Origin of the sequence: Shewanella alkalitolerans (assembly GCF_019457575.1) — a bacterium.
Classification (GTDB): Bacteria; Pseudomonadota; Gammaproteobacteria; order Enterobacterales; family Shewanellaceae; genus Shewanella; species Shewanella loihica.
In genome coordinates this window covers 104,667-124,376 of record NZ_CP080422.1, presented here as the reverse complement: position 1 = coordinate 124,376, position 19,710 = coordinate 104,667, and the positions used below count along the sequence as shown (strand labels likewise).

Annotated in this window: 20 protein-coding genes; 6 read left to right on the top strand and 14 right to left on the bottom strand. The window is 57.2% G+C overall.

Annotated features, from left to right (window positions below; translation table 11 throughout):
- Window positions 1-2: 2 nt before the first annotated feature.
- The 3 genes from K0J45_RS00555 (at window position 3) to K0J45_RS00545 (ending at window position 4,611) form a co-directional block, all read left to right on the top strand.
- Window positions 3-2,597, top strand: a complete 2,595-nt coding sequence (locus tag K0J45_RS00555; RefSeq protein WP_220043867.1) for a methyl-accepting chemotaxis protein — start codon at window positions 3-5, stop codon at window positions 2,595-2,597.
- A 108-nt stretch (window positions 2,598-2,705) separates the two neighbouring features.
- Window positions 2,706-3,536, top strand: coding sequence for a CheR family methyltransferase (locus tag K0J45_RS00550; RefSeq protein ID WP_220043866.1), 831 nt, complete (start codon window positions 2,706-2,708; stop codon window positions 3,534-3,536).
- A gap of 28 nt (window positions 3,537-3,564) precedes the next feature.
- Complete coding sequence (locus K0J45_RS00545; protein WP_220043865.1) at window positions 3,565-4,611, top strand: protein-glutamate methylesterase/protein-glutamine glutaminase; 1,047 nt, start codon at window positions 3,565-3,567, stop codon at window positions 4,609-4,611.
- A gap of 58 nt (window positions 4,612-4,669) precedes the next feature.
- On the opposite strand, the gene K0J45_RS00540 is transcribed toward K0J45_RS00545, so the two are convergent.
- Window positions 4,670-5,716: a polysaccharide deacetylase family protein gene (locus K0J45_RS00540; RefSeq protein WP_220043864.1), complete on the bottom strand. Its 1,047-nt coding sequence runs from the start codon at window positions 5,714-5,716 to the stop codon at window positions 4,670-4,672.
- A gap of 22 nt (window positions 5,717-5,738) precedes the next feature.
- On the opposite strand from K0J45_RS00540, the gene K0J45_RS00535 reads away from it, so the two are divergent.
- Complete coding sequence (locus K0J45_RS00535; RefSeq protein ID WP_220043863.1) at window positions 5,739-7,091, top strand: MATE family efflux transporter; 1,353 nt, start codon at window positions 5,739-5,741, stop codon at window positions 7,089-7,091.
- A 33-nt stretch (window positions 7,092-7,124) separates the two neighbouring features.
- Here the strand turns inward: K0J45_RS00535 and nfuA are convergent, their stop codons facing one another.
- On the bottom strand, window positions 7,125-7,703 hold the full coding sequence (nfuA, locus tag K0J45_RS00530; RefSeq protein ID WP_144202418.1) for a Fe-S biogenesis protein NfuA: 579 nt from the start codon (window positions 7,701-7,703) through the stop codon (window positions 7,125-7,127).
- A 207-nt stretch (window positions 7,704-7,910) separates the two neighbouring features.
- Between nfuA and K0J45_RS00525 the strand changes: the two genes are divergently transcribed.
- A complete protein-coding gene (locus K0J45_RS00525; protein ID WP_220043862.1) occupies window positions 7,911-10,448 on the top strand; it encodes a M14 family zinc carboxypeptidase in 2,538 nt (845 codons plus the stop codon).
- 75 nt (window positions 10,449-10,523) lie between these two features.
- Window positions 10,524-10,775: a putative hemolysin gene (locus tag K0J45_RS00520; RefSeq protein ID WP_220043861.1), complete on the top strand. Its 252-nt coding sequence runs from the start codon at window positions 10,524-10,526 to the stop codon at window positions 10,773-10,775.
- 52 nt (window positions 10,776-10,827) lie between these two features.
- Here K0J45_RS00520 and gltS read toward each other — a convergent pair whose 3' ends face one another.
- The 12 genes from gltS to modA form a co-directional block, all read right to left on the bottom strand.
- The gene (gene gltS / locus K0J45_RS00515) at window positions 10,828-12,051 is read right to left on the bottom strand and encodes a sodium/glutamate symporter (RefSeq protein WP_011863912.1); all 1,224 of its coding nucleotides are present in this window, start codon (window positions 12,049-12,051) and stop codon (window positions 10,828-10,830) included.
- A gap of 206 nt (window positions 12,052-12,257) precedes the next feature.
- Entirely contained in the window at window positions 12,258-12,413 is a 156-nt protein-coding gene (locus K0J45_RS00510) for a DUF2986 domain-containing protein (protein WP_011863911.1), read from the bottom strand.
- 101 nt (window positions 12,414-12,514) lie between these two features.
- Window positions 12,515-12,916: a RidA family protein gene (locus tag K0J45_RS00505; protein WP_220043860.1), complete on the bottom strand. Its 402-nt coding sequence runs from the start codon at window positions 12,914-12,916 to the stop codon at window positions 12,515-12,517.
- A 182-nt stretch (window positions 12,917-13,098) separates the two neighbouring features.
- Entirely contained in the window at window positions 13,099-13,266 is a 168-nt protein-coding gene (locus K0J45_RS00500; protein ID WP_011863909.1) for a YqaE/Pmp3 family membrane protein, read from the bottom strand.
- A gap of 21 nt (window positions 13,267-13,287) precedes the next feature.
- Complete coding sequence (locus K0J45_RS00495) at window positions 13,288-13,962, bottom strand: TIGR01621 family pseudouridine synthase (protein ID WP_220043859.1); 675 nt, start codon at window positions 13,960-13,962, stop codon at window positions 13,288-13,290.
- 12 nt (window positions 13,963-13,974) lie between these two features.
- Complete coding sequence (locus tag K0J45_RS00490) at window positions 13,975-15,234, bottom strand: sensor histidine kinase (protein WP_011863907.1); 1,260 nt, start codon at window positions 15,232-15,234, stop codon at window positions 13,975-13,977.
- 49 nt (window positions 15,235-15,283) lie between these two features.
- Window positions 15,284-15,961 carry a response regulator transcription factor gene (locus K0J45_RS00485; RefSeq protein WP_011863906.1) on the bottom strand — a complete coding sequence of 226 codons (678 nt, stop codon included), beginning with the start codon at window positions 15,959-15,961 and terminating at the stop codon, window positions 15,284-15,286.
- A gap of 3 nt (window positions 15,962-15,964) precedes the next feature.
- The gene (locus K0J45_RS00480; RefSeq protein WP_144202406.1) at window positions 15,965-16,501 is read right to left on the bottom strand and encodes a PepSY domain-containing protein; all 537 of its coding nucleotides are present in this window, start codon (window positions 16,499-16,501) and stop codon (window positions 15,965-15,967) included.
- A 150-nt stretch (window positions 16,502-16,651) separates the two neighbouring features.
- Window positions 16,652-17,011, bottom strand: coding sequence for a NirD/YgiW/YdeI family stress tolerance protein (locus K0J45_RS00475; protein WP_258406737.1), 360 nt, complete (start codon window positions 17,009-17,011; stop codon window positions 16,652-16,654).
- 103 nt (window positions 17,012-17,114) lie between these two features.
- Window positions 17,115-18,224 carry an ABC transporter ATP-binding protein gene (locus K0J45_RS00470; protein ID WP_220043858.1) on the bottom strand — a complete coding sequence of 370 codons (1,110 nt, stop codon included), beginning with the start codon at window positions 18,222-18,224 and terminating at the stop codon, window positions 17,115-17,117.
- On the bottom strand, window positions 18,205-18,885 hold the full coding sequence (gene modB, locus K0J45_RS00465) for a molybdate ABC transporter permease subunit (protein WP_011863902.1): 681 nt from the start codon (window positions 18,883-18,885) through the stop codon (window positions 18,205-18,207). Before modB ends, K0J45_RS00470 begins: the two co-directional genes overlap by 20 nt.
- A complete protein-coding gene (modA, locus tag K0J45_RS00460) occupies window positions 18,885-19,709 on the bottom strand; it encodes a molybdate ABC transporter substrate-binding protein (protein ID WP_220043857.1) in 825 nt (274 codons plus the stop codon). Before modA ends, modB begins: the two co-directional genes overlap by 1 nt.
- Window position 19,710 lies beyond the last annotated feature (1 nt).

Sequence of the window (19,710 nt, the reverse complement as noted above, 5' to 3'; positions counted from 1 at the left end):
GAATGGATGCAATGAACAGCAAGACTGGCAACGCAAACAATCTGCCGATCATTGGACTGCTGATCGCTGGCGTCGCAGCCCTATTGGCCTTTACCCAGCAGCCCTCGCTCTGGGTCGGCATAGCTCAGGTGGTTGCCATCGCCGTCATCGCCCTGGGCATTCAACAACAGGGGCAGATGCAACACAGTCTTCGGCAAGCCTTCGAGGAGATCCGCCAGGCACTCGACGGCAAGAACCCGCCAAGCTTTTCCGCCTTCGACTATCCCCATTGGCCTGAGATCAGCCAGAGCCTGACCCAGCAATGGCATGCCAACCAGGGCAATCAGGCACAGCTCAGGGCACTGGAGATCTGCCAGGCCAACGTGATGCTGGCCGACCCCCAAGGCAATATTAACTTCCTCAACCAATCGCTGCGCCAGACCCTGGAAAAGGCCGAGTCCGACATACAGCAGGCGATAGCCAGCTTCAGTGTCGACACGCTTATCGGCACCAACATGGATACCTTCCACCAGCAACCCAGCCATCAACAAAACATCATCGCTAAGCTGCAGCGCCCTCACTCGGCGCAGATTAAGGTGGGTAGTCGCATCTTTTCCTTGATCGCCTCTCCCGTATTTGACGACGAACATCAACGCATCGCGACTGTGGTCGAATGGCAGGATAAGACCGAGGCCCTGGCCAAGGCCGATGCAGAGAACAAGCTGGCCCAGGAGAACAGCCGCATCAAGCAGGCGCTGGATGTCTGCCGCGCCAACGTCATGGTGGCGGATGCCGACTACAACATCATCTACCTCAACGACTCTGTCACCCAGATGCTTAAGGACAATGAGCAGACGCTGCAACAGACGCTGACCAAATTCAATACCGATAGCCTGCTCGGCAGCAATATCGATCTCTTCCACCAGAACCCGGCCCATCAACGTAAGATGCTCGACAGGCTCACCGGCAGCTACGACACCAGCATCCAGGTCGCGGGACTCGACTTCACCCTGATCGCCACCCCGGTATTTGAGAATGGCGTGCGCACGGGGACAGTGGTCGAGTGGCAGGATGTGACCGAGAAGCTAGCCAAGGAGGCGAAGGAGCGTCAACTGGCCGCCGAGAATGCGCGCATCAAGCAGGCGCTGGACAATGTCTCCTCCAATACCATGGTGGCCGACGCCGATCTGAACATCATCTACATGAACAAGGCCGTCAGCCAGATGTTCAAGCAGGCGCAGAATGATATTGCCAAGGATCTGCCTAACTTCGACGCCAGCAACCTCATGGGCGTCAACATAGACAACTTCCACAAGAATCCCAGCCATCAGCGCAACCTGCTCAAGACGCTGACCACCACCTACACCAGCCAGCTCAAGGTTGGCGGACGCACCTTCCAGGTGGTCGCCAATCCCATCCGCGATCCTAACGGTGAAAGCATAGGCACGGTTGTGGAGTGGGCCGACAGAACCGCCGAGGTGGCGATAGAACATGAGATAGATTCCATCATAGGCGCCGCCAGCAAGGGGGATCTCTCCCTGAGAGTCGGCACCCAAGATAAGGAGGGCTTCTTCCTCAACCTCTCCAACGGCCTCAACCGTCTGGTCGGCATCGCCGACCAGGTGATAGGCGATGTGGTGAACATGTTCGACGGCCTGGCCAAGGGGGATCTCAATCGTCAGATCCAGGGCGAGTATCAAGGCCAGTTCGGTAAGCTACAGGCCGATGCCAATGCCACCGCTGCCAAGCTGACCGAGGTCCTCGATGGCATCAACCAGTCGGCCAATACAGTGACCTCTGGCGCCGAAGAGATAGCCCAGGGCAACGCCGACCTGAGTCAGCGTACCGAGGAGCAGGCCGCCTCCCTCGAAGAAACAGCCTCGAGCATGGAAGAGATGACGGCGACCGTCACCCAGAGCGCACAAAACGCCACGGTCGCCAACCAGCTGGCCCAGGAGGCCAACACTAAGGCCGCCCACGGCGGCAAGGTGGTGGAGCAGGCCGTAACCGCCATGGAGGCAATCAACGAATCGAGCAAGCGCATCGCCGACATCATAGGGGTGATCGATGAGATCGCCTTCCAGACCAATCTGCTGGCCCTCAACGCCGCCGTCGAGGCGGCCAGAGCGGGCGAGCAGGGACGCGGCTTTGCCGTGGTGGCCGGCGAGGTGCGTAACCTGGCCCAACGCAGCGCCGGCGCCGCCAAGGAGATCAAGGAGCTGATCCGCGACAGCGTGACCAAGGTGACCGACGGCACCCAGCTGGTGAACCAATCTGGCGAGACGCTGGAAGACATAGTACAGGCGGTGACTAAGGTCGCCGATATGATCAGCCAGATCAGCATCGCCTCGGATCAGCAGTCGGCGGGTATTCAGGAGGTCAACAAAGCGATCTCCCAGATGGATGAGATGACCCAGCAAAACGCCGCCCTGGTCGAACAGGTATCGGCCGCCGGCGATGCCATGGCCGAACAGGCACGCAACATGAAGTCTCAGCTCGGCTTCTTCCAGTCTCAGACTCCGGTGCATTCGGGCATGACCTCGGCACCGCTCTCCCTGGTGGCCGGCGATAGCCACGGTCCCCTGAACATCAGCAACGAGGAGTGGAACGAGTTTTAGGAACTGTGGGCGCCAGAGGAAGGCGCCCCATAGAGTCGATTCGATAGCCAGCAGCCAATATCAGGCTAGGGGATGCAATTGGAACAGAGCAACGAAAAGGAATTTCCGATGGCGCAGCAAGACTTCGAATTTATTCGACAGCTTGCCTATCGCGAGTCGGGCATAGTGTTGCCAGACAGGAAGCAGCACATGGTCTACTCGCGCCTCAGCAGACGCCTGCGTGCGCTCAAGTTGAACAACTTCCATCAGTATTGCCAGAGACTAGAGGACGACGGCAGCGAGTTGATCAACTTCATCAACGCCCTGACCACTAACCTCACCTCCTTCTTTCGCGAGGCCCACCACTTCGACTACCTGGAGCGGCACCTAGTGCCTCAATGGCAACAGAGACGCAACCGTCGCCTGCGCGTCTGGTCGTCGGCCTGCTCCACCGGCGAAGAGGCCTACAGCATCGCCATGATCCTGGCGAAACACTTTCCGCCCGCCAGCTGGGATCTCAAGATCCTCGCTACAGATCTCGACACTAATGTGCTGGACAAGGCCAGGGCCGGCATCTACAGCCAGGAGGCGATGGCCAACCTGCCAAAGGCGCTGCTGAACCAATATGTGGAACCCGGGCCCCATCCCGGCGAGGTCATGCTGTGCGACTCGCTCAAGCGGCTGATCCACTTCAAGCAATTGAATCTACTAGGCGAATGGCCCATGCATGGCCCCTTCGATCTCATCTTCTGTCGCAACGTGCTCATCTACTTCGATGCCCAGACCAAGGTGAAGATCATCCGCCAGTTTCGACGACTGCTCGCCGACGATGGTCACCTGTTTATCGGTCATTCGGAGACGCTGCATAATATCTCGAGCGATTTCAAATTGATCGGCCAAACCATCTATCAACCTCAACACGCCGCCCTGGTGCGGCAACGACTCGGTGTCGGTGCATGAGCCAGATGACGCAAAAGGATGGCGCCATATGATAAAAGTATTGATCATAGATGACTCACCTCTGGTCAGGCAGCTGCTTACCCATATGCTCTCACAAGCGCCGGATATCAAGGTGGTCGCCACCGCCGAAGACCCCTATGAGGCCAGAAGCCTGATCAAGCAGTTCAACCCAGATGTGCTAACGCTGGATATCGAGATGCCCAAGATGGACGGCATCGCCTTCCTGCGCAACCTGATGAAGCTCAGGCCCATGCCGGTCGTCATGGTCTCTACCCTGACCCACAAAGGTGCCGAGATCACCCTGGAGGCGTTGGCTCTAGGTGCGGTGGACTTCATCTCTAAGCCCAAGTCGGATCTCACCAATACATTGCTGGATTATACCGATGAGCTGATCGACAAGGTGCGCACCGCCGCCGTCAGCCATGTTAAGCCGCTCACCCGGCCGGTTGTTCAGGTCGCTTCCAACAATAAGTTTTCCCTTACCGGAGACAAGTTGATCGCCATCGGTGCCTCGACCGGTGGGACCGAGGCGATCCAGAGGGTGATCACCCCGCTGCCGGCAAATACGCCGCCCATAGTGATCACCCAACATATTCCTGCCGCCTTTAGCCTCTCCTTCGCCAAGCGATTGGACAGCCATTCGGCGATGAAGGTGATCGAGGCCAAGGGCGGCGAGCTCATAGCATCAGGCACCGCCTATCTGGCCCCTGGGGATGCTCATCTCACGGTGGAGAAACACGGCGCCAGGCTCTATACCAAGCTACTGGACTCAGATCCTGTCAATCGTCATAAACCTGCGGTGGATGTGCTATTCAACAGTATCGCCGACTGCTTTGGGGCCAACACCATAGGCATACTGCTGACAGGAATGGGAAAAGATGGAGCCCTGGGGCTGGAACGCCTCAAGGCTGCCGGCAGTCACACCATAATACAGGATGAGGCCAGCTCAGTGGTGTGGGGCATGCCGGGGGCGGCCGCCGAGCTCAATGCCCACAGGGAGATACTGCATCTGGATAAGATCCCCGCCCGGCTGATGCAGCTACTCAACAGCAACAAGACGGCGGAGATCTCCTAGGGCTTGCGACTCATTTAGCGACTCTAGTCAATAACCTAGGTCGACTCATCTACCTGGGCTACTCCTTCACCCAGGTGCCGTCGTTTTTCGGCCGCACCCAGGCCTGGGAAAACCAATAATAGCGTCCGCTCGCCTTGCTTGGGGCCGTGCAGTTATAGCGTGAACGCCCCGGCGGCAGGTCTGTCACCGCCTGTATACTGAAGGTATCTTCACTCTCCCAGCTCGGCTTCATGGCGCCTTGCCCCTGGACGAAGCACATCACTTGGCTGGCGATGATATCTGTCATATCTAAGGTCACCTGCATCTCGGGCCGCCACTGTCCCTGCTCGAGCTGCGTATTGCGCGGAGTGATCGCCAGCACAGGCATATTCAGGCTATAGAGCTTGGCCTTGAGCGAGGTGAGATCCGCATAGGCACCCGCCACAGGGAAGCGCGGCAAGGCGGTAAGCGAAGAGTAACTGCCGGCGGCGCCAGACTGCTGGCCGAAGCCCACGAAGCCCAGCTTCTGGACCAGCGCCTCTATGGCCGTGTTATATTCGCCATAGGGGTAGGCTAACATCTTCACACTCTGGCCGGTTTTCGCCTCTATCTCGGCCTCGGTGGCGAGCAGATTATCTGTAATCCGACTCAGCCAAACCTGCTCATCCTCACCGTGTAGACGGCGAATAAGATGCTCATGACCCCAGCTATGGTTGGCCAGGGTTACCCCCTCATCACTCAGGCGTTTCAGGGTCGCCCAACTCATCACATTCTTATGCTTGCGCTCTATAGGGTCGATGGAGATAAAGATGGTGTAGGGATAGCCGAACTCCTTCAAGATAGGATGAGCGGTATCGGCAATGTTCTGATAGCCATCGTCGAAGGTGATTGCCACCGTCTTGTCCGCCAGCTCTCGTCCCTGCTTTATCGCCTCGACCACTTGGGTCAAGGGCTTGACCTTGAAGCCATTCTCCCTCAGGTAGCTCATCTGCTCTCTGAACTGAGCAGGTGTCACACTGGTCACCTTAGGGGTATCCTCGGATACATGATGATATTGTAGAATCACCACAGCATGAGCCGAATAACTGAGACAGGCCAATAGCGCTGCAATCACGCTTCTAAACATATTGAGTAACCTCTGAGAGTCTATGTCGCCACTAAACTTATTGTTAAATAAACAGAAAAACAGCCAGTTGTTCGCGCTCGCCGTGCCTATGATTCTGTCTAACATTACGGTTCCCCTGCTGGGGCTGGTCGATACTGCCGTCGTGGGACATCTGAGTAACGCCTATTATTTAGGGGGAGTCGCCGTCGGGTCAACGGTGATCACCCTGATTTTATGGATTCTGGGCTTCCTGCGCATGTCGACGACGGGCTTGGTGGCGCAGGCCTTCGGCGCCAAGGAGATTCACACCCAATACCGCCTCCTGATGCAGTCGGCCAGCCTGGCGCTGCTGCTCTCCCTGCTGGTGCTACTCCTGCAGCAACCCATAATCACCGCGGCGATGGCGCTCTCCGACGCCAGTGAGCAGGTGCAGTATTACAGCCAGGCCTATTTTAACATCCGCATCTGGTCGACCCCCTTTGCCCTGGTCAACCTGGCACTACTGGGTTGGCTGCTGGGCCGCCAGCAGCCTAAGGCCGCCATGTGGCAGCTCATCGCCGCCAACCTCACTAACATACTGTTGGACCTGCTATTCGTAATCGGACTTGGCTGGGGCGTCGAAGGAGCCGCTTTGGCCTCTGTACTGGCCGACATGACGGGCTTTGCCGTGGCCGCCAGCATGGTTGTGCGCACCATCAAGCGAGAGGGAGGTTTCGAGCTTCTCCCCCTACTCCGCAGCCTGTCGCTCAATAGCTACCAGCGCCTGGTGCGCCTCAATCTGGATATCTTTATCCGTAGCCTCTGCCTGCAACTCGCCTTCGCCTTCATGACCTTTCAGGGAGCAAACCTGGGCGACAATACGGTGGCCGCCAACGCCGTGCTGCTCAACCTTCTGCTGCTCATCTCCTACGCCTTGGATGGCATCGCCTATTATGGTGAGGCCGAGGTGGGGCGGGCCGTGGGCGAAAAGAGCCATGAGCGCATGACCCAGAGCGTCACCCTGGCCGGGCTCTGGTCGGCCATCTTTGCCCTGCTGTTTACCCTGTTTTTTGCCCTGTGGGGCGAGCAGATCATCAAGCTGCTGACCAACATCTCTGAGGTGCGCCAGGAGGCTCAGGCCTACTTGGGCTGGGTGGTCGCCCTGCCGCTACTCGCCTTCGGCTCCTACCTGTTCGACGGCGTCTATATCGGCGCCGCCCAAGGCAAGGCGATGCGTAACACCATGATACTCGCCACCTTCGGGGTCTTCTTCCCCACATGGTTACTGTTGCAGGGCTATGGCAACCATGCCCTGTGGGCCGCAATGAGCCTGTTTATGCTGACCCGCAGCCTCAGCCTGGCGCTGGATTACCGCTATCGTCTCAGCAAGATGTTGACCCCAACGAAAACGGGATGACCTAAGTCATCCCGCTGTATCTAATCATCAAGATTATTGGTAAGAGTGTTCACCGTGTTGATGTTCGGTGACATCCCGTACCCCGGTGAGCTCGCCAGGGAACATATCCAGTAGCTGCTTCTCGATACCATCTTTCAGGGTCACGTCGACCATGGAGCAACCGTTACAGCCACCACCGAATTGCAGGATAGCAATACCGGCTTCGTCGATATCCACCAACATGATGTTACCGCCATGGCTAGCCAGCTGCGGGTTGATCTCAGACTGGATCACATACTCGATACGTTCTTTCAGCGGCGCGTCGGCATCGACCTTACGCATCTTGGCGTTGGGTGCCTTCAGGGTCAGTTGTGAACCCAGCTGGTCGGTGACGAAATCGATCGAAGCCTCTTCGAGGAAAGGAGCACTCTTCTCATCCACCATGGCATGGAAACCATTAAATTCGAGTTCGATGTCGTCTGCCTCTACGGCATCCGGCGGACAGTAAGACACGCCACACTCAGCCGAAGGGGTACCTGGGCTGATAACAAAAACGCGAATATGAGTTCCTTCAGGCTGGTCAGCGAGTAGCTTAACAAAATGCGCCTGAGCTGCATCGGAAATGGTGATCATTAAGACATGCTCCGTCAGGATAAACCCGAGTGATTTAGTAAGAATTAAGCCTATAATACTCCGACTATCATCAGCTTTGTAGCCCCTTTGTCTAATAGTCGCGAGATTTTTGCCTTGGCAGTATGGTCTAAAGTCAGGCCTGATGCTGGAAACTCATTGGCCTAACTGTTAATTTAGCCTTTATATACAATAATAAAGAGCATTACCATGCTGCGACTCTGCCTTTTGCTGCTTTCTATCGTCCCCCTGCTCGTAAGCTTTGCGACAAATGCCCAAAGCGTGATCTCAGTCGCGTCCGCTACCCAGAGTACCAGCAGCCTAGCGTCGCCCAGCGAGTTTCTCGGTTATCCCCTCGGCCAGTGGCATCTGCGCCACGATCAGATCAACTACTACCTCAAGCAGTTGGCCCAAAACAGCCCCAGAGTCAGCCTGGAATCGACGGGACAGAGCCACGAGGCCAGACAGCAGCTTACGGCGGTGATCACCTCAGCCGCCAATCAGGCCAGGCTGACAGAGATCATCCAGGGACGTCAGCAAGTGAAAGCGGGTAAGGCGCCCGACGGGCCGCTGATCATCTGGCTGGCCTATTCGATTCATGGCGACGAGGCCAGCGGCGCCCATGCGGCGCTTGAGGTTAGCTACCGCCTCAGCCAGAGCCAGGAGCCCTGGGTGCAGGAGCTGCTGGACAAGGCCGTGGTGCTGATCACTCCATCGCAAAACCCCGACGGCCTGGATCGTTTCTCCACCTGGACCAACAACTACACAGGCAAGGTGAAGGTGAGCGATGAGAATCACAACGAGCACAGACAAAACTGGCCGGCCGGCAGGCGTAACCACTATTTTGCCGACCTGAATCGCGACTGGCTGTTCCTGCGCCATCCAGAGTCCCAGGGACGCATCGCCCTGTTCCATAAGTGGCAGCCGCACTACCTGGGCGACTTCCACGAGATGGGCCACAACCAGACCTTCTTCTTCCAGCCGGGCGTACCGACACGTACCCATCCGCTGACCCCCAAAGAGAATCAGGCGATAACCTCAAAGCTCGCCAGTTTCCACGCCAAGGCGCTGGATGAGAGCAAGCAACGCTACTTCACCAAGCAGATGTTTGATGACTTCTACTATGGCAAGGGCTCGACCTATCCAGACATCAACGGCGCCGTGGGCATACTGTTCGAACAGGCCAGCGTGCGCGGCCAGCAGCAGGATTCAGAAAACGGTCTGCTGCGTTTTAGTCAGGCCATAGACAACCAGATCGCCACCTCCTTCTCCAGCCTCAAGGGGGCCCTGGCACTGGCAGATGATCTAAAGCAGTATCAGAACCGCTTCTACCAGCGCAAGGACAAACATCCACCTTCGGGCCGCGAAGCTGGCTTCCTGCTCGGCGCACCGGAGGATCCAGGCAGGCGTGACGATCTCGCCCAGCTACTGAGCCGTCATGGAATAGCCTTCTTCTATCTCAAGGACAAGATGCAACAGGGCAGACACCAATACAGCCAGGACGACAGCCTGTTTGTCCCCATCAATCAGCCGCAGAAGACTCTGCTGCTGGCGATGTTCGATATGCGCACCGAATTTGAAGACGCCACCTTCTACGATGTCTCCAGCTGGAACCTCGCCTTCTCCTATAACCTGCAGATGGCCCGTAACGTTAACCTGAATGTCGACGACCTGCTCACCGGGCCGCAAGCCAGAGTGCCCGACACCCTGAGCAGCAATAACGTCGCGGTGTTGATCGATTGGCGACAGCAGAACGCCGCGCCCATGCTGCAGACCCTGCTTAGCGAGGGCATTAGGGTCAAATTTGCCGCCAAGCCCTTCAGCCTTAATGTCGATGGCCAGCCCCTGAACATGGAGGCCGGCACCCTACAGATCCCGGTTGCCCAGGCCGCCATGACGCCGAGAGAGCTGATCGACAGGCTAACATCGCTCGCCGAGCAGTATCGGGTGCAGCTACAGGGAGTCGATAGCGGACTCGCCAGCTCAGGCATAGATCTTGGCAGCCCGGATTTTCATGACATCGCCCCCATCAAGGCCTTGGTTGTCACCGGCTACGGCACCTCATCGGCCGAGGTGGGTGAACTCTGGTATTTCATGGACAATCTTATCGGCGCGCCCCTGACTCAGGTCGATGTCAGCCGCCTGCCGAGTATAGAGCTGACACCCTACACCCATCTGTTCCTCATGGATGGCAACTATGCCAATCTGGATGAGAAATATGCCCGTAAGCTTGGACAGTTCGCCATCGAAGGCGGGGTGATCGTCGCGCAGAAAGGTGCGCTGCAGTGGCTCTCCAAGGGCAACCTGCTCAAGAGCGACATCAGAGAGAAACGCTACTTCAGCCAACTGTTTGCCACCGACGGCCTTGCTTTTGGCGATAAGGCTAAGCTGGATGCCCGTCAGGCGATCGGCGGCGCCGTATTGGCGCTAGATCTCGACACCAGCCACCCGATCACCTTCGGCCTGGGCACTAATCGCCTGCCCGTGCTGAAGAACAAAGTGTTTGGTCTGAGTAAGAGCCAGACCCCCTTCATCACGGCCGCCAGCTATGCCGACGAGCCCCTGCTGGATGGTTTCTTGGCCGAGGAATATCAGCGCAGCCTGAGTCAGACTCCAGCCATTGTGGTGGAGCGACACGGCAAGGGCGCCCTGGTCGCCTTGGCCGATAACCTCTTGTTTCGAAATATCTGGCTTGGCTCGCAGAAGGTGTACGCCAACAGCCTCTACTTCATTCCGGCCCTACATTGATCTTCGCGCTTAACCCTTTTTCGACGCGCCAACGTTATAAGGGGTTAATCGCTAATCAGAGAATAGGAAAATGACATGAAGATATCCCACACCATAGCGGCGCTGCTTTTCACCCTTGGCTTAGCGGCTTGTCAGACGCAGGTAGACAAGGAGCAAGACGCCGCAGAGTCCAAACCACTGTCTATGGCCAACCCGGCGGCCGTCTATTGTGAATCCCTGGATGGTGTGCTCGACCTCGACAGCGGCATCTGCACCCTGCCAAGTGGAGAGCGGATCGAGCACTGGGATCTCTATCGCCGGGATCATCCACAGGCGCAAAACCAATAACAAAAAAGCACCCTAGGGTGCTTTTTTAATACTTGATGCTCAGATACCGGCGCTAGCCGATGAAACTGAGATAGCCCTGCAATATGATGGCATTGACTATGTCGATGAAGAAGGCGCCGACGATAGGCACCACCATGAAGGCCTGCGGCGATGGACCCGTACGCGACACAAGGGCGCCCATGTTCATCACGGCCGTCGGCGTGGCGCCCAGACCGAAACCACAGTGACCACCGGCCATGACGGCGGCGTCATAGTTGGCACCCATCAGCTTGAAGGTGACCCAGTAGGCAAATACCGCCAGCACGGCCGTCTGCACCAGGAGTATGATAAGCAGCGGCACCGCCAGGTCGAAGATCTCCCATAGCTTAAGGTTCATCAGTGCCATGGCAAGGAAGAGCGCCAACGAGACGGTACCCAGGACGTCGACACACTCACGGTTGATCTTAAAGCCGCGGGACACCTCTGTGATGTTAGTGATCACCACACCGAAGAAGAGCGCATAGACAAAGTCAGGCATCTTCAACCAGCCGATATCCAGGTAGGCGATCAGTGAACCAAACCACTTAGCACCGGCGACACACAGCAGGAGGATGAAGAGCACCTCCAGGATACTCTTGGCCGTTACCCTGTCTTCTTCCAGCTGGTCATAGGTCACCAAGTCAGGATGGTCCTTGTGGTGATTCCCCCCGACACCGTAGGAGGAGAGCAGGCCATTCTTGTTGATCAGACGCTGAGCTACCGGGCCGCCGATGATTCCGCCCATCACCAGGCCGAAGGTCGCCGCCGCCATCGCCAGCTCCAGGGTGTTGATGCCGTACTGATCCGAGAAGGTCTGCGCCCAGGCGGCTCCCGTGCCGTGCCCGCCTGACAGGGTGATCGACCCGGCGATCAGTCCCATCAATGGCTCCAGCCCCAGTGCGGTCGCCATGCTGACGCCGACGGCATTCTGAATGATGATGTAGAGCGAGGCGATCGCTAGGAAGAGGAATACCTTGCTGCCCCCTTTCATCAATAGCTTGTAGCTGGCCGCCAGCCCCACGCTGCTGAAGAACATCAGCATCAGGGTGTTTTGCATCGACAGAGAAAACTCAAGCGAGATATTGTAGGAGTGCAATATGGTGATCACCGCCGCCACCAGCAGACCACCCACTATGGGTTCGGGAATATTATATTTACGAAACGATGCCACGTGACGATTAACCGAATGGCCAATAAAGAGCACTAAGATCGCCACTAGAAATGACTCCAGCTCTCCAACGGTATAAACAGTATTCATGGTTCTCCTTATTAGGCGATAGCCATGCCGGCCTATCTTGCCTTGTCATTGGGTGGGCTGTTCGGCCGCCCAATCATTACCCGGTCTTGGGTCGCTCACGCCAGACATATCTCCAAAGTGTAGCCCGTCCAAAGGCTAACGAGGGAAAGTGGTCGGCGACAAGCCCCAAGGGGACGAATGAAAATGGATTGAGGAAGGTCTCTAACCTAAGAGACGAATTCAGCGGGTGCTTCTGCCGCCTCGGCGAGTCGTTCGCGTTCGGCTTTGGCGATATACTTAGGCTTACCTGAGCGATGAAGTTTCGCGTTCGCCTTCTTCGCCTTGGCCTTAAGTGTTTGATTGATTTTCTTCTTTCTGTTCATGGCGGCGATTATAGCCTAAAACGCCGCCCCATTGGGTTATCAGAAAGTTAACAGTACAATTTTACCGCAAGTCAGTTCAGCTTATGTACAGCGAAAGCCGCCTAGCCGCCCTCGAATACCTTAGCCGCCTGCGCCTCTATCTCAACCCGCCACAGCGGGTCGAACAGCCCCTGAACGAAGAGCAAGGTGGTCGGCAGTCCGCCCACATCGAAGCCTAAACGCGCCTTGGCGGCTTGGTAAGCAGACAGATCGCCGCGCTCGACCAGATAGAGACGCACCGATACCAAGTCTTGCAGGTCCATGTCGTTGGCCCGTAACACGGCGCGCAGATTTTCCCACGCCTGTACTATCTGCCCCTCGGTATCAGGCGCAAGTGTGCCTTGCGGGTCTATGCCCAGCTGCCCGGCAATATTCAGCCAGCGCGAGGGAGCAGGAATTAGCGCACATTGATGGTAGTTGGCCGCAGGGGCCGCCAGGGTATCCGGACTCCAGATCTTATTCATCTTCTCTCCCTCATTTACGTTAAGAGAAGTTAGTCTGGCCGCTAAGGATGCAGAGAAAAAGGCGGGACACCTGAACTCATAGTTCAGGTTAAGGGTAACAATTAGCCATAAAAAAGCGCAGCCTAGGCCGCGCTATCATTTAATCTCAAACAAGCTAAGACTTAGCCTAAGACTTAGCCCACCTAAGACTTAGTCACCACCCACAGGGCGTGCAACAGGCCTGGGATAAAGAACAGCAGGCAGAGAATGATGTTGATCAGCAGATCCTTGCCGACACCGCTCTTCAAGAAGACGGCAACCGGTGGCAACAGGATGGCGATGATGACCAGCAGAAGTTTATTGGTATCCATAGACGGGCTTCCTTAATTAACTCAATTTCGTTTTGGCCAATCTAACTTCTCAGGCTTACTCCATGTTTGCAACTGGTTTTTTACCCCATCTAGGCTAAATGCCTCACCCTGTTCCGGCACCTGATGATAGGCATACTCCTGCCCTTGCCACTCAAAGCCTAAGGCGTAGGCATGCAGGTAGCCACGGTCGGCATCCTCGCCACCATAGAGTTGGTCACCGAGAATCGGCACCCCCAGGCTAGCCAGCGCCACCCTGAGTTGATGTGTCTTGCCACTCAGCGGCTTGAGCAGATAGAGACGCAGCCCCTCGGCCACCGACTGAGAGAAAAACTGGGTGATCGCCGGATTCTCCTTGCTGCGCAGCAGCTTGTACATGCTGCGACGGGACTTGGCCATGTCGCCCACTATGCTACCCTGCTTCTTCTTCGGCTTGCCCTTGGCCAGCGCCAGATAGTACTTCTGCACCTTGTGTTCGCTAAAGCGCTGGGTAAATGCTGCCGCCGCCTCGCTCGACTTGGCAAACAGCAGCAGGCCAGATGTCATGGTATCCAGGCGATGCACAGAATAGAGCTTGATATCGAGATCCCGCTCCAGCTGCGCCATCACACCGGCGCTGCCGTCCTGACTATGAAAATGAACGCCCGGCGCCTTGTCGATCACCAGAAAGTCGGTCTCATCGGCAATGATCTTGTACATGAATTGTCGGCCCTAAGAAAAACGTATGCTCACCTGCAGCCCAGGCTGGTTATCGGAGAGCTCGATGCGCGCATTATGACGTTGCAGGATAGCCTTGACCAGCGAAAGCCCCAACCCCGTACCCTTGTTGTGACGGCTCGGATCCAGACGCACCAGACGATCGAACACCTTCTCGGTGGCATCATCCGGGATCCCCGGCCCGTTATCGCGGATCAGAATTTCATTGCCTTGCTGGATTATCTCAATCTTGGCGCCCTCGCCGGAATACTTGATGGCGTTGTCCACCAGGTTAAACAGCGCCTGGAACAGCAGGTATTTATCCCCCATCACGCTATAGTCTTGATCCAGCGACAGGCTCAAGGTCTGGCCGTTGGATTCGGCCATCGCCTCGGCCATCTCAAACAAGTCCTGACACAGGTCGTTAAGGCTCAAGGGTTGTAGCTCGAGATCCTGTTGACCCTCCTCGATACGAGTGAGGGAGAGCATGGCATCGAAGGTCGCCAAGCAGTGATCCAACTCCTCGATCAGAATCGCGCTGGCCTCGTCCAGCTCCTCGGCGGGCCGCTGCGGTAACTGCTCCAGGCCTATCCTCAGGTGGGACAGCGGAGTTCTGAGATCGTGGGCGATATTGTCGGTGGCGCCGCGCACCGCGTGCAGGTTAGCCTCCAGGGTATCCAGTACCTGGTTAAAGTTGCCCGCCAGCATATCGAACTCATCCTGGCGCCAGCTCACCGGCAGACGGGTGGAATACTCGCCCCGCTCGATGCGGCGACTCAGGCGGTTGTACTGCACCAAGCGGCGCAGGATCGCCTTGGAAAACAGGTAGCCCAATGCCAGGGTCAACACGATAGTCAACATCAGCGCCGTGATGGCCGCGTTGACGAAGCGCTCGATAAGGGTGGCCAGCTGATCGGTACGGGTGGCGATCAGTACGGGACCATAACGGGTGATCACTAGGCCACCGGTTAAGATATGCAGCTTGTCCGGCCCGCTGGTGAGAATGGGGAAGTCACGTGTCTCCGGCAGCAGTGGCATATCATCCGGCATCAGGCTCAGGGCCCCCACCAAATCCAGCGAGCTGCGCCACACCACCAAGGCCGTCTTGGGGTCGGCGGTGCGGATCTGGGTGGCAAAGCTGCGTCTGTCCAGGGTGAGCGCCATCTGCTGATAACGCAGTTTTTCTGCCGCCAGGTGCTGATTGGTCTGCAGCTCCTGCTCGTTGATCAATTGACGATACATGCCAAACAACAGGGTGCCGATAATCAGGGTCACCAGGGCCGAGAAGATGATGGTAATGCGCCAGGCACTACTCTGATAGGGTCTAATGCCCTTGACGGAGGCGATAGCCAGCCCCTCGAACCGTTTCGATCAGCTCGCCAAAGCCCAGCTCTTCAAACTTACGTCTCAGCTTAGCGATATGTACGTCGATCACATTGGTGCGAGGATCGAAATGGTAATCCCACACAGCCTCGAACAAGAGGGTGCGGCTGATCACCTGATTCGGGTGTTCCATCAAGTACTTGAGCAGTTGAAACTCTTTGGGTTGCAGCAAGATCTCGCTGCCCGCCAGGGTCACCTTGCGGGTCAGCAGTTCCATGACCAGCTCGCCCACCTTAAGCTCTGTCTGCGCCGGCGCGGAGTTACCACGCTGCATCAGCTTCTCGGCGCGCACCAGGAGTTCGGAGAAGGCAAAGGGCTTGGTCATGTAGTCGTCGCCACCGGCCCTGAGGCCCTTGACGCGCTCATCCACATGGCTCAGCGCCGACAGGATGAGTACCGGTGTCTGGTTGCCGGTCGCACGCAGCGCCGCCAATAGCTTGAGGCCATCGAGCTGCGGCAGCATGCGATCCAGTATCACCAGGTCATACTGCATACTGGTGGCCAGCAACAGGCCCTGATGGCCGTCGCTAGCGGTTTCGATATTGTGCCCCTGTTCGGCAAATCCCTTGACCACATACTCGGTGGTGGTCGCATCATCTTCTACCAGTAATATTTTCATCTGTTAATCCCACTTCAACAGGGGCAAAGGCCGCTGATTTTCGATATCGAAGGCTATCTTATGTTTGCCGTTGGCATCGATAAGCTTGAGTTCCAAGTAGCTGATGCCCAGGTCGTGATCCAGCTGCGCCTCGAGAATATGGGCGTTGCTGTCACCCATGGCCAGCTTAAGCAGTTGCGAGAAGCTCTGCTCCATCTCTTTGAGCAGGCGCACCGCCTTGAGCTCATCCTTATCGTCGGCCTCTAGGGCCTCTACCTTCTGGCGAATGAGTCGGCCATCTTTGGCCCAGAACTCAAATTCGCTGATGGTGTCATCCTTGGTGTTGATCATGCTGATCTCATAGATCAACTGACCATTTTCCACATCGATCTGAAACTCGGATATCACCCCAGGATAGCTCTTCTCCGCCTGCTGGATCATCTTCTGTGGAGTCAGGCTTTGGCTATCCGATAGCAACTCAAGCACTGCCGGATTGGCCTGGGCCGCATTCGCCCCCGCCAGTCCAGACAACAGCATTAAACTGATAAACCAACGAGCCATAGCTCCTCCATTAAATTCTTCAATATCGGTATCTTACACGCAAAAAATCCCAGTACCAATGGGATAGACGAGGGGCTTAGGGCTTTCAAGATTAAATTTAGTTTAAACTCATTTGGCCCATTTCACCCCTGCCAGCGCTTTGGTCTCGGCCTAATGCGCCTGATCCACCAACTCTATGCTGTCGATCTCTATCTCGATACCGCGCCATTCGTCGTCCACCTCGCCCCTCAGGGTGACAGTTGTGTCACTGGAAACCTCTATGTCGCGCCACAGGGCGTTGTCTATCTCCACCTCGACTTCGCCACAGCTGTCGCGGAACAGGTATTTCTCATCGCCCAGGCTCTTGATCAGCTTGCCTGTCAGCTCCACTGGTGTGTCATCTTTAGCCGTGTGGGCGTCGCTAGCCTGCTGGATCACGCCGCCCGCCTTGGGGCCGTTGTAGGCGGCGAAGGCCGGTAGGGTGAGTACGCAAGAAAGGATTAGGGTGCCGGTGAGTATCTTCTGCATCATGTGTCTCCTCGAGTCTTAATACCCAAGGATAGATGACGGCAAATATCGGGGAGATGGAAGCCGTATTAAGGATTGATCATATTCTATTCAGCGGCGCAACAGCTTAGTCATTTTCCAGGATATGGATCAGCTCAGACTTGAGGGCCACCTCTGTCTCCACGCCGGGCGCCAGGCCCATCTTCTGGGCGAAATGCAGCGGCACCTCGGCATTGAGATGATGCTTCACCCCCTTGATACTGGCGAGGATGCGCATGGTCTCCCCCATGCTGAGGCAGGACTCTATGGTGATGCTGAGCTTGTTGAAGCTGCGGCACAGGCGTCCCTTGGTGATGGAGTTAAACCTCACTCCCTGATTGGGGATCACCCAGCGCACCTTGGCGCCTATAGCCAGCTGCTCGCAGTAGTTACCGGCAATCAGGTGCTCGCCAAACCTGAGCCAGGTGATCTGCCGCTCCGCCTCCAGGGCTACCACATGGGCGTCGAACAGGTTTCTCAGCCCCATCTGTTTGGCAACCGCCTCGTTGCGCGGACGACTCAACACCTCCCGCGGACTGCCTTGCTGCAGCAAGGTGCCCTGACTGATGAGGATCATGCGATCCGCCAGCAGCAACGCCTCGTTAAGATCGTGGGTCACCATGATCACAGGGATCGCCAGCTGCTCCTTGAGCCGGGCCAGCTCGAGATAGAGACGCTCGCGGGTCTCCCTGTCGACGGCGGAGAAAGGCTCGTCCAGCAACAGGACTCTGGGCTCACGGGCCAGAGCCCTGGCCAGGGCCACCCGCTGGCGTTGCCCGCCGGACAGGTTGGCCGGCAGTCTGTCCGGCAGGCCGTGAAGATTCACCCGCTCGAGCCAGTCTTTGGCCCGCGCGACACGCTCGGCCTTAGGAATATGATCCAGCGCCGCCACTACGTTGGCCAGCGCCGTCATGTTGGGAAACAGACCAAAATGCTGCGGTACATAGCCAAGATGGCGTTGCTGTGGCGTCAGATAACGGCCACTCTCGCTGCTGAACCAGACGCTGTCACCATAGCGAATCTCGCCCGACTCAGGCTTGGTCAGGCCGGCGATCATCCGCATCAGAGTCGACTTACCGCCGCCCGAAGGGCCGACAACCGCCAGCACTTCGCCCGCCTTGCAGACAAACTCGGCGTCCAGGGCGATGCCCTCTTGCTGGAAGATCTTACAACTGAGATCAGCGACGTCTTGAGACACTCACGCCTCCTAATCGACGGGACAGACTCGTGGTGAGCGCCAGCGCTGTGATGGCAAACAGCAAGAGCAGCAGTGACATCTGCCCCGCGGCGGCGAAATCGAACGCCTGCACGCTGTCATAGATGGAGATGGCGATCGTCTTGGTCTCGCCGGCGATATTGCCGCCCATCATCAGCACCACACCAAACTCGCCCAGCACATGGGAGAAACAGAGCACCAGCGCGGTTAGCACACCGGGCCACACCAGGGGCAGCTCTATCTTAAACAGCACCTTGGCCGGGCTCATGCCGCAGCAGGCACCGGCGTCGCGTACCTCTTCGGGCACAGACTCGAAGGCGCGCTGAATCGGCTGTATGGCAAAGGGAATATTGACCAGCACTGAGGCCACCACCAGGCCAGAGAAGTGGAACACCAGCTGCTGCCCCAGCAGGGCTTCTAACGTCTGACCCAGCCAGGATTGGCTACCCAGCCCCACCAGCAGGTAGTAGCCGATCACCGTCGGCGGCAACACCAGAGGCACCATGATCAGCGCCTCCAGCCAGGACTTACCCCTAAACTGACGGTAAGCCAGGAAGCGACCGGCCCAGATGGCAAAGGGGATCAACACCAGCACAGTGACACAGCTTAACTTGATCGAAAGCAGCAGCGCCTGCCAATCCATCAGTGGTCTCCGGCCGGCTTTTTAGCAGCATCAACGACTTCATCACCCTGGCTGTCAGCGGGCAGGCCGAAGCCAAACTCGAGGAACACCGCCCTCGCCTTCGCCTGCGACAGGTAGGCATAGAAGGCCTTGGCGGTCTCCCCCGCCTTAGGCGTGAGCACCATGCGCTGATTCATGGGCGAATGCCACTCGCTCGGCAGCGCCACATAGTGGCTGGCGGCGCGAAACTGAGGCGCCATCGCCAGCGACAAGGCGACGATGCCGCCATCGGTAGAACCGCTCAGGGCAAACTGCGCCGCCTGAGACACGTTCTCGCCGTAGATGAGATAAGGCTGCAAAGATTGCCAGAGTCCCAGATGTTGCAGCGCCTCCCGGGCGCGCTCGCCATAGGGGGCGTGATCTGGATTGGCGATGGCAAAACGCTTTAATCCACCCTGCTCAAGCAAGCGCTTCACGCCGACAAGCTCGGCATCTAGGCTCAAAGGCGAACGCTTGGGCGCCGCCAGTGCCAGACGACCTATGGCGTAGATCTCACCGTCGCTCTGAGTTACACCAAGCTTATGTAATTGATAGATATATTTGTCGTCAGCCGATAAGAACAGCTCAAATGGCGCGCCATGACGCAGCTGCGCCACGAAGTTGCCCGAGGAGCCATAGGAGATGCGCACCCGCTTGCCCGTATCCTGGGTAAAGTCGGCGGCGATCTTATCCAAGGCAAACTTGATGTTGGAGGCGGCGGCGATGGCCGGCACCTCGGCCGCCCAGCTTGGGGTAACTCCCAACAGCAGCAGGCAACCTAAGACAAAACCTCTGAGTAAATCCATT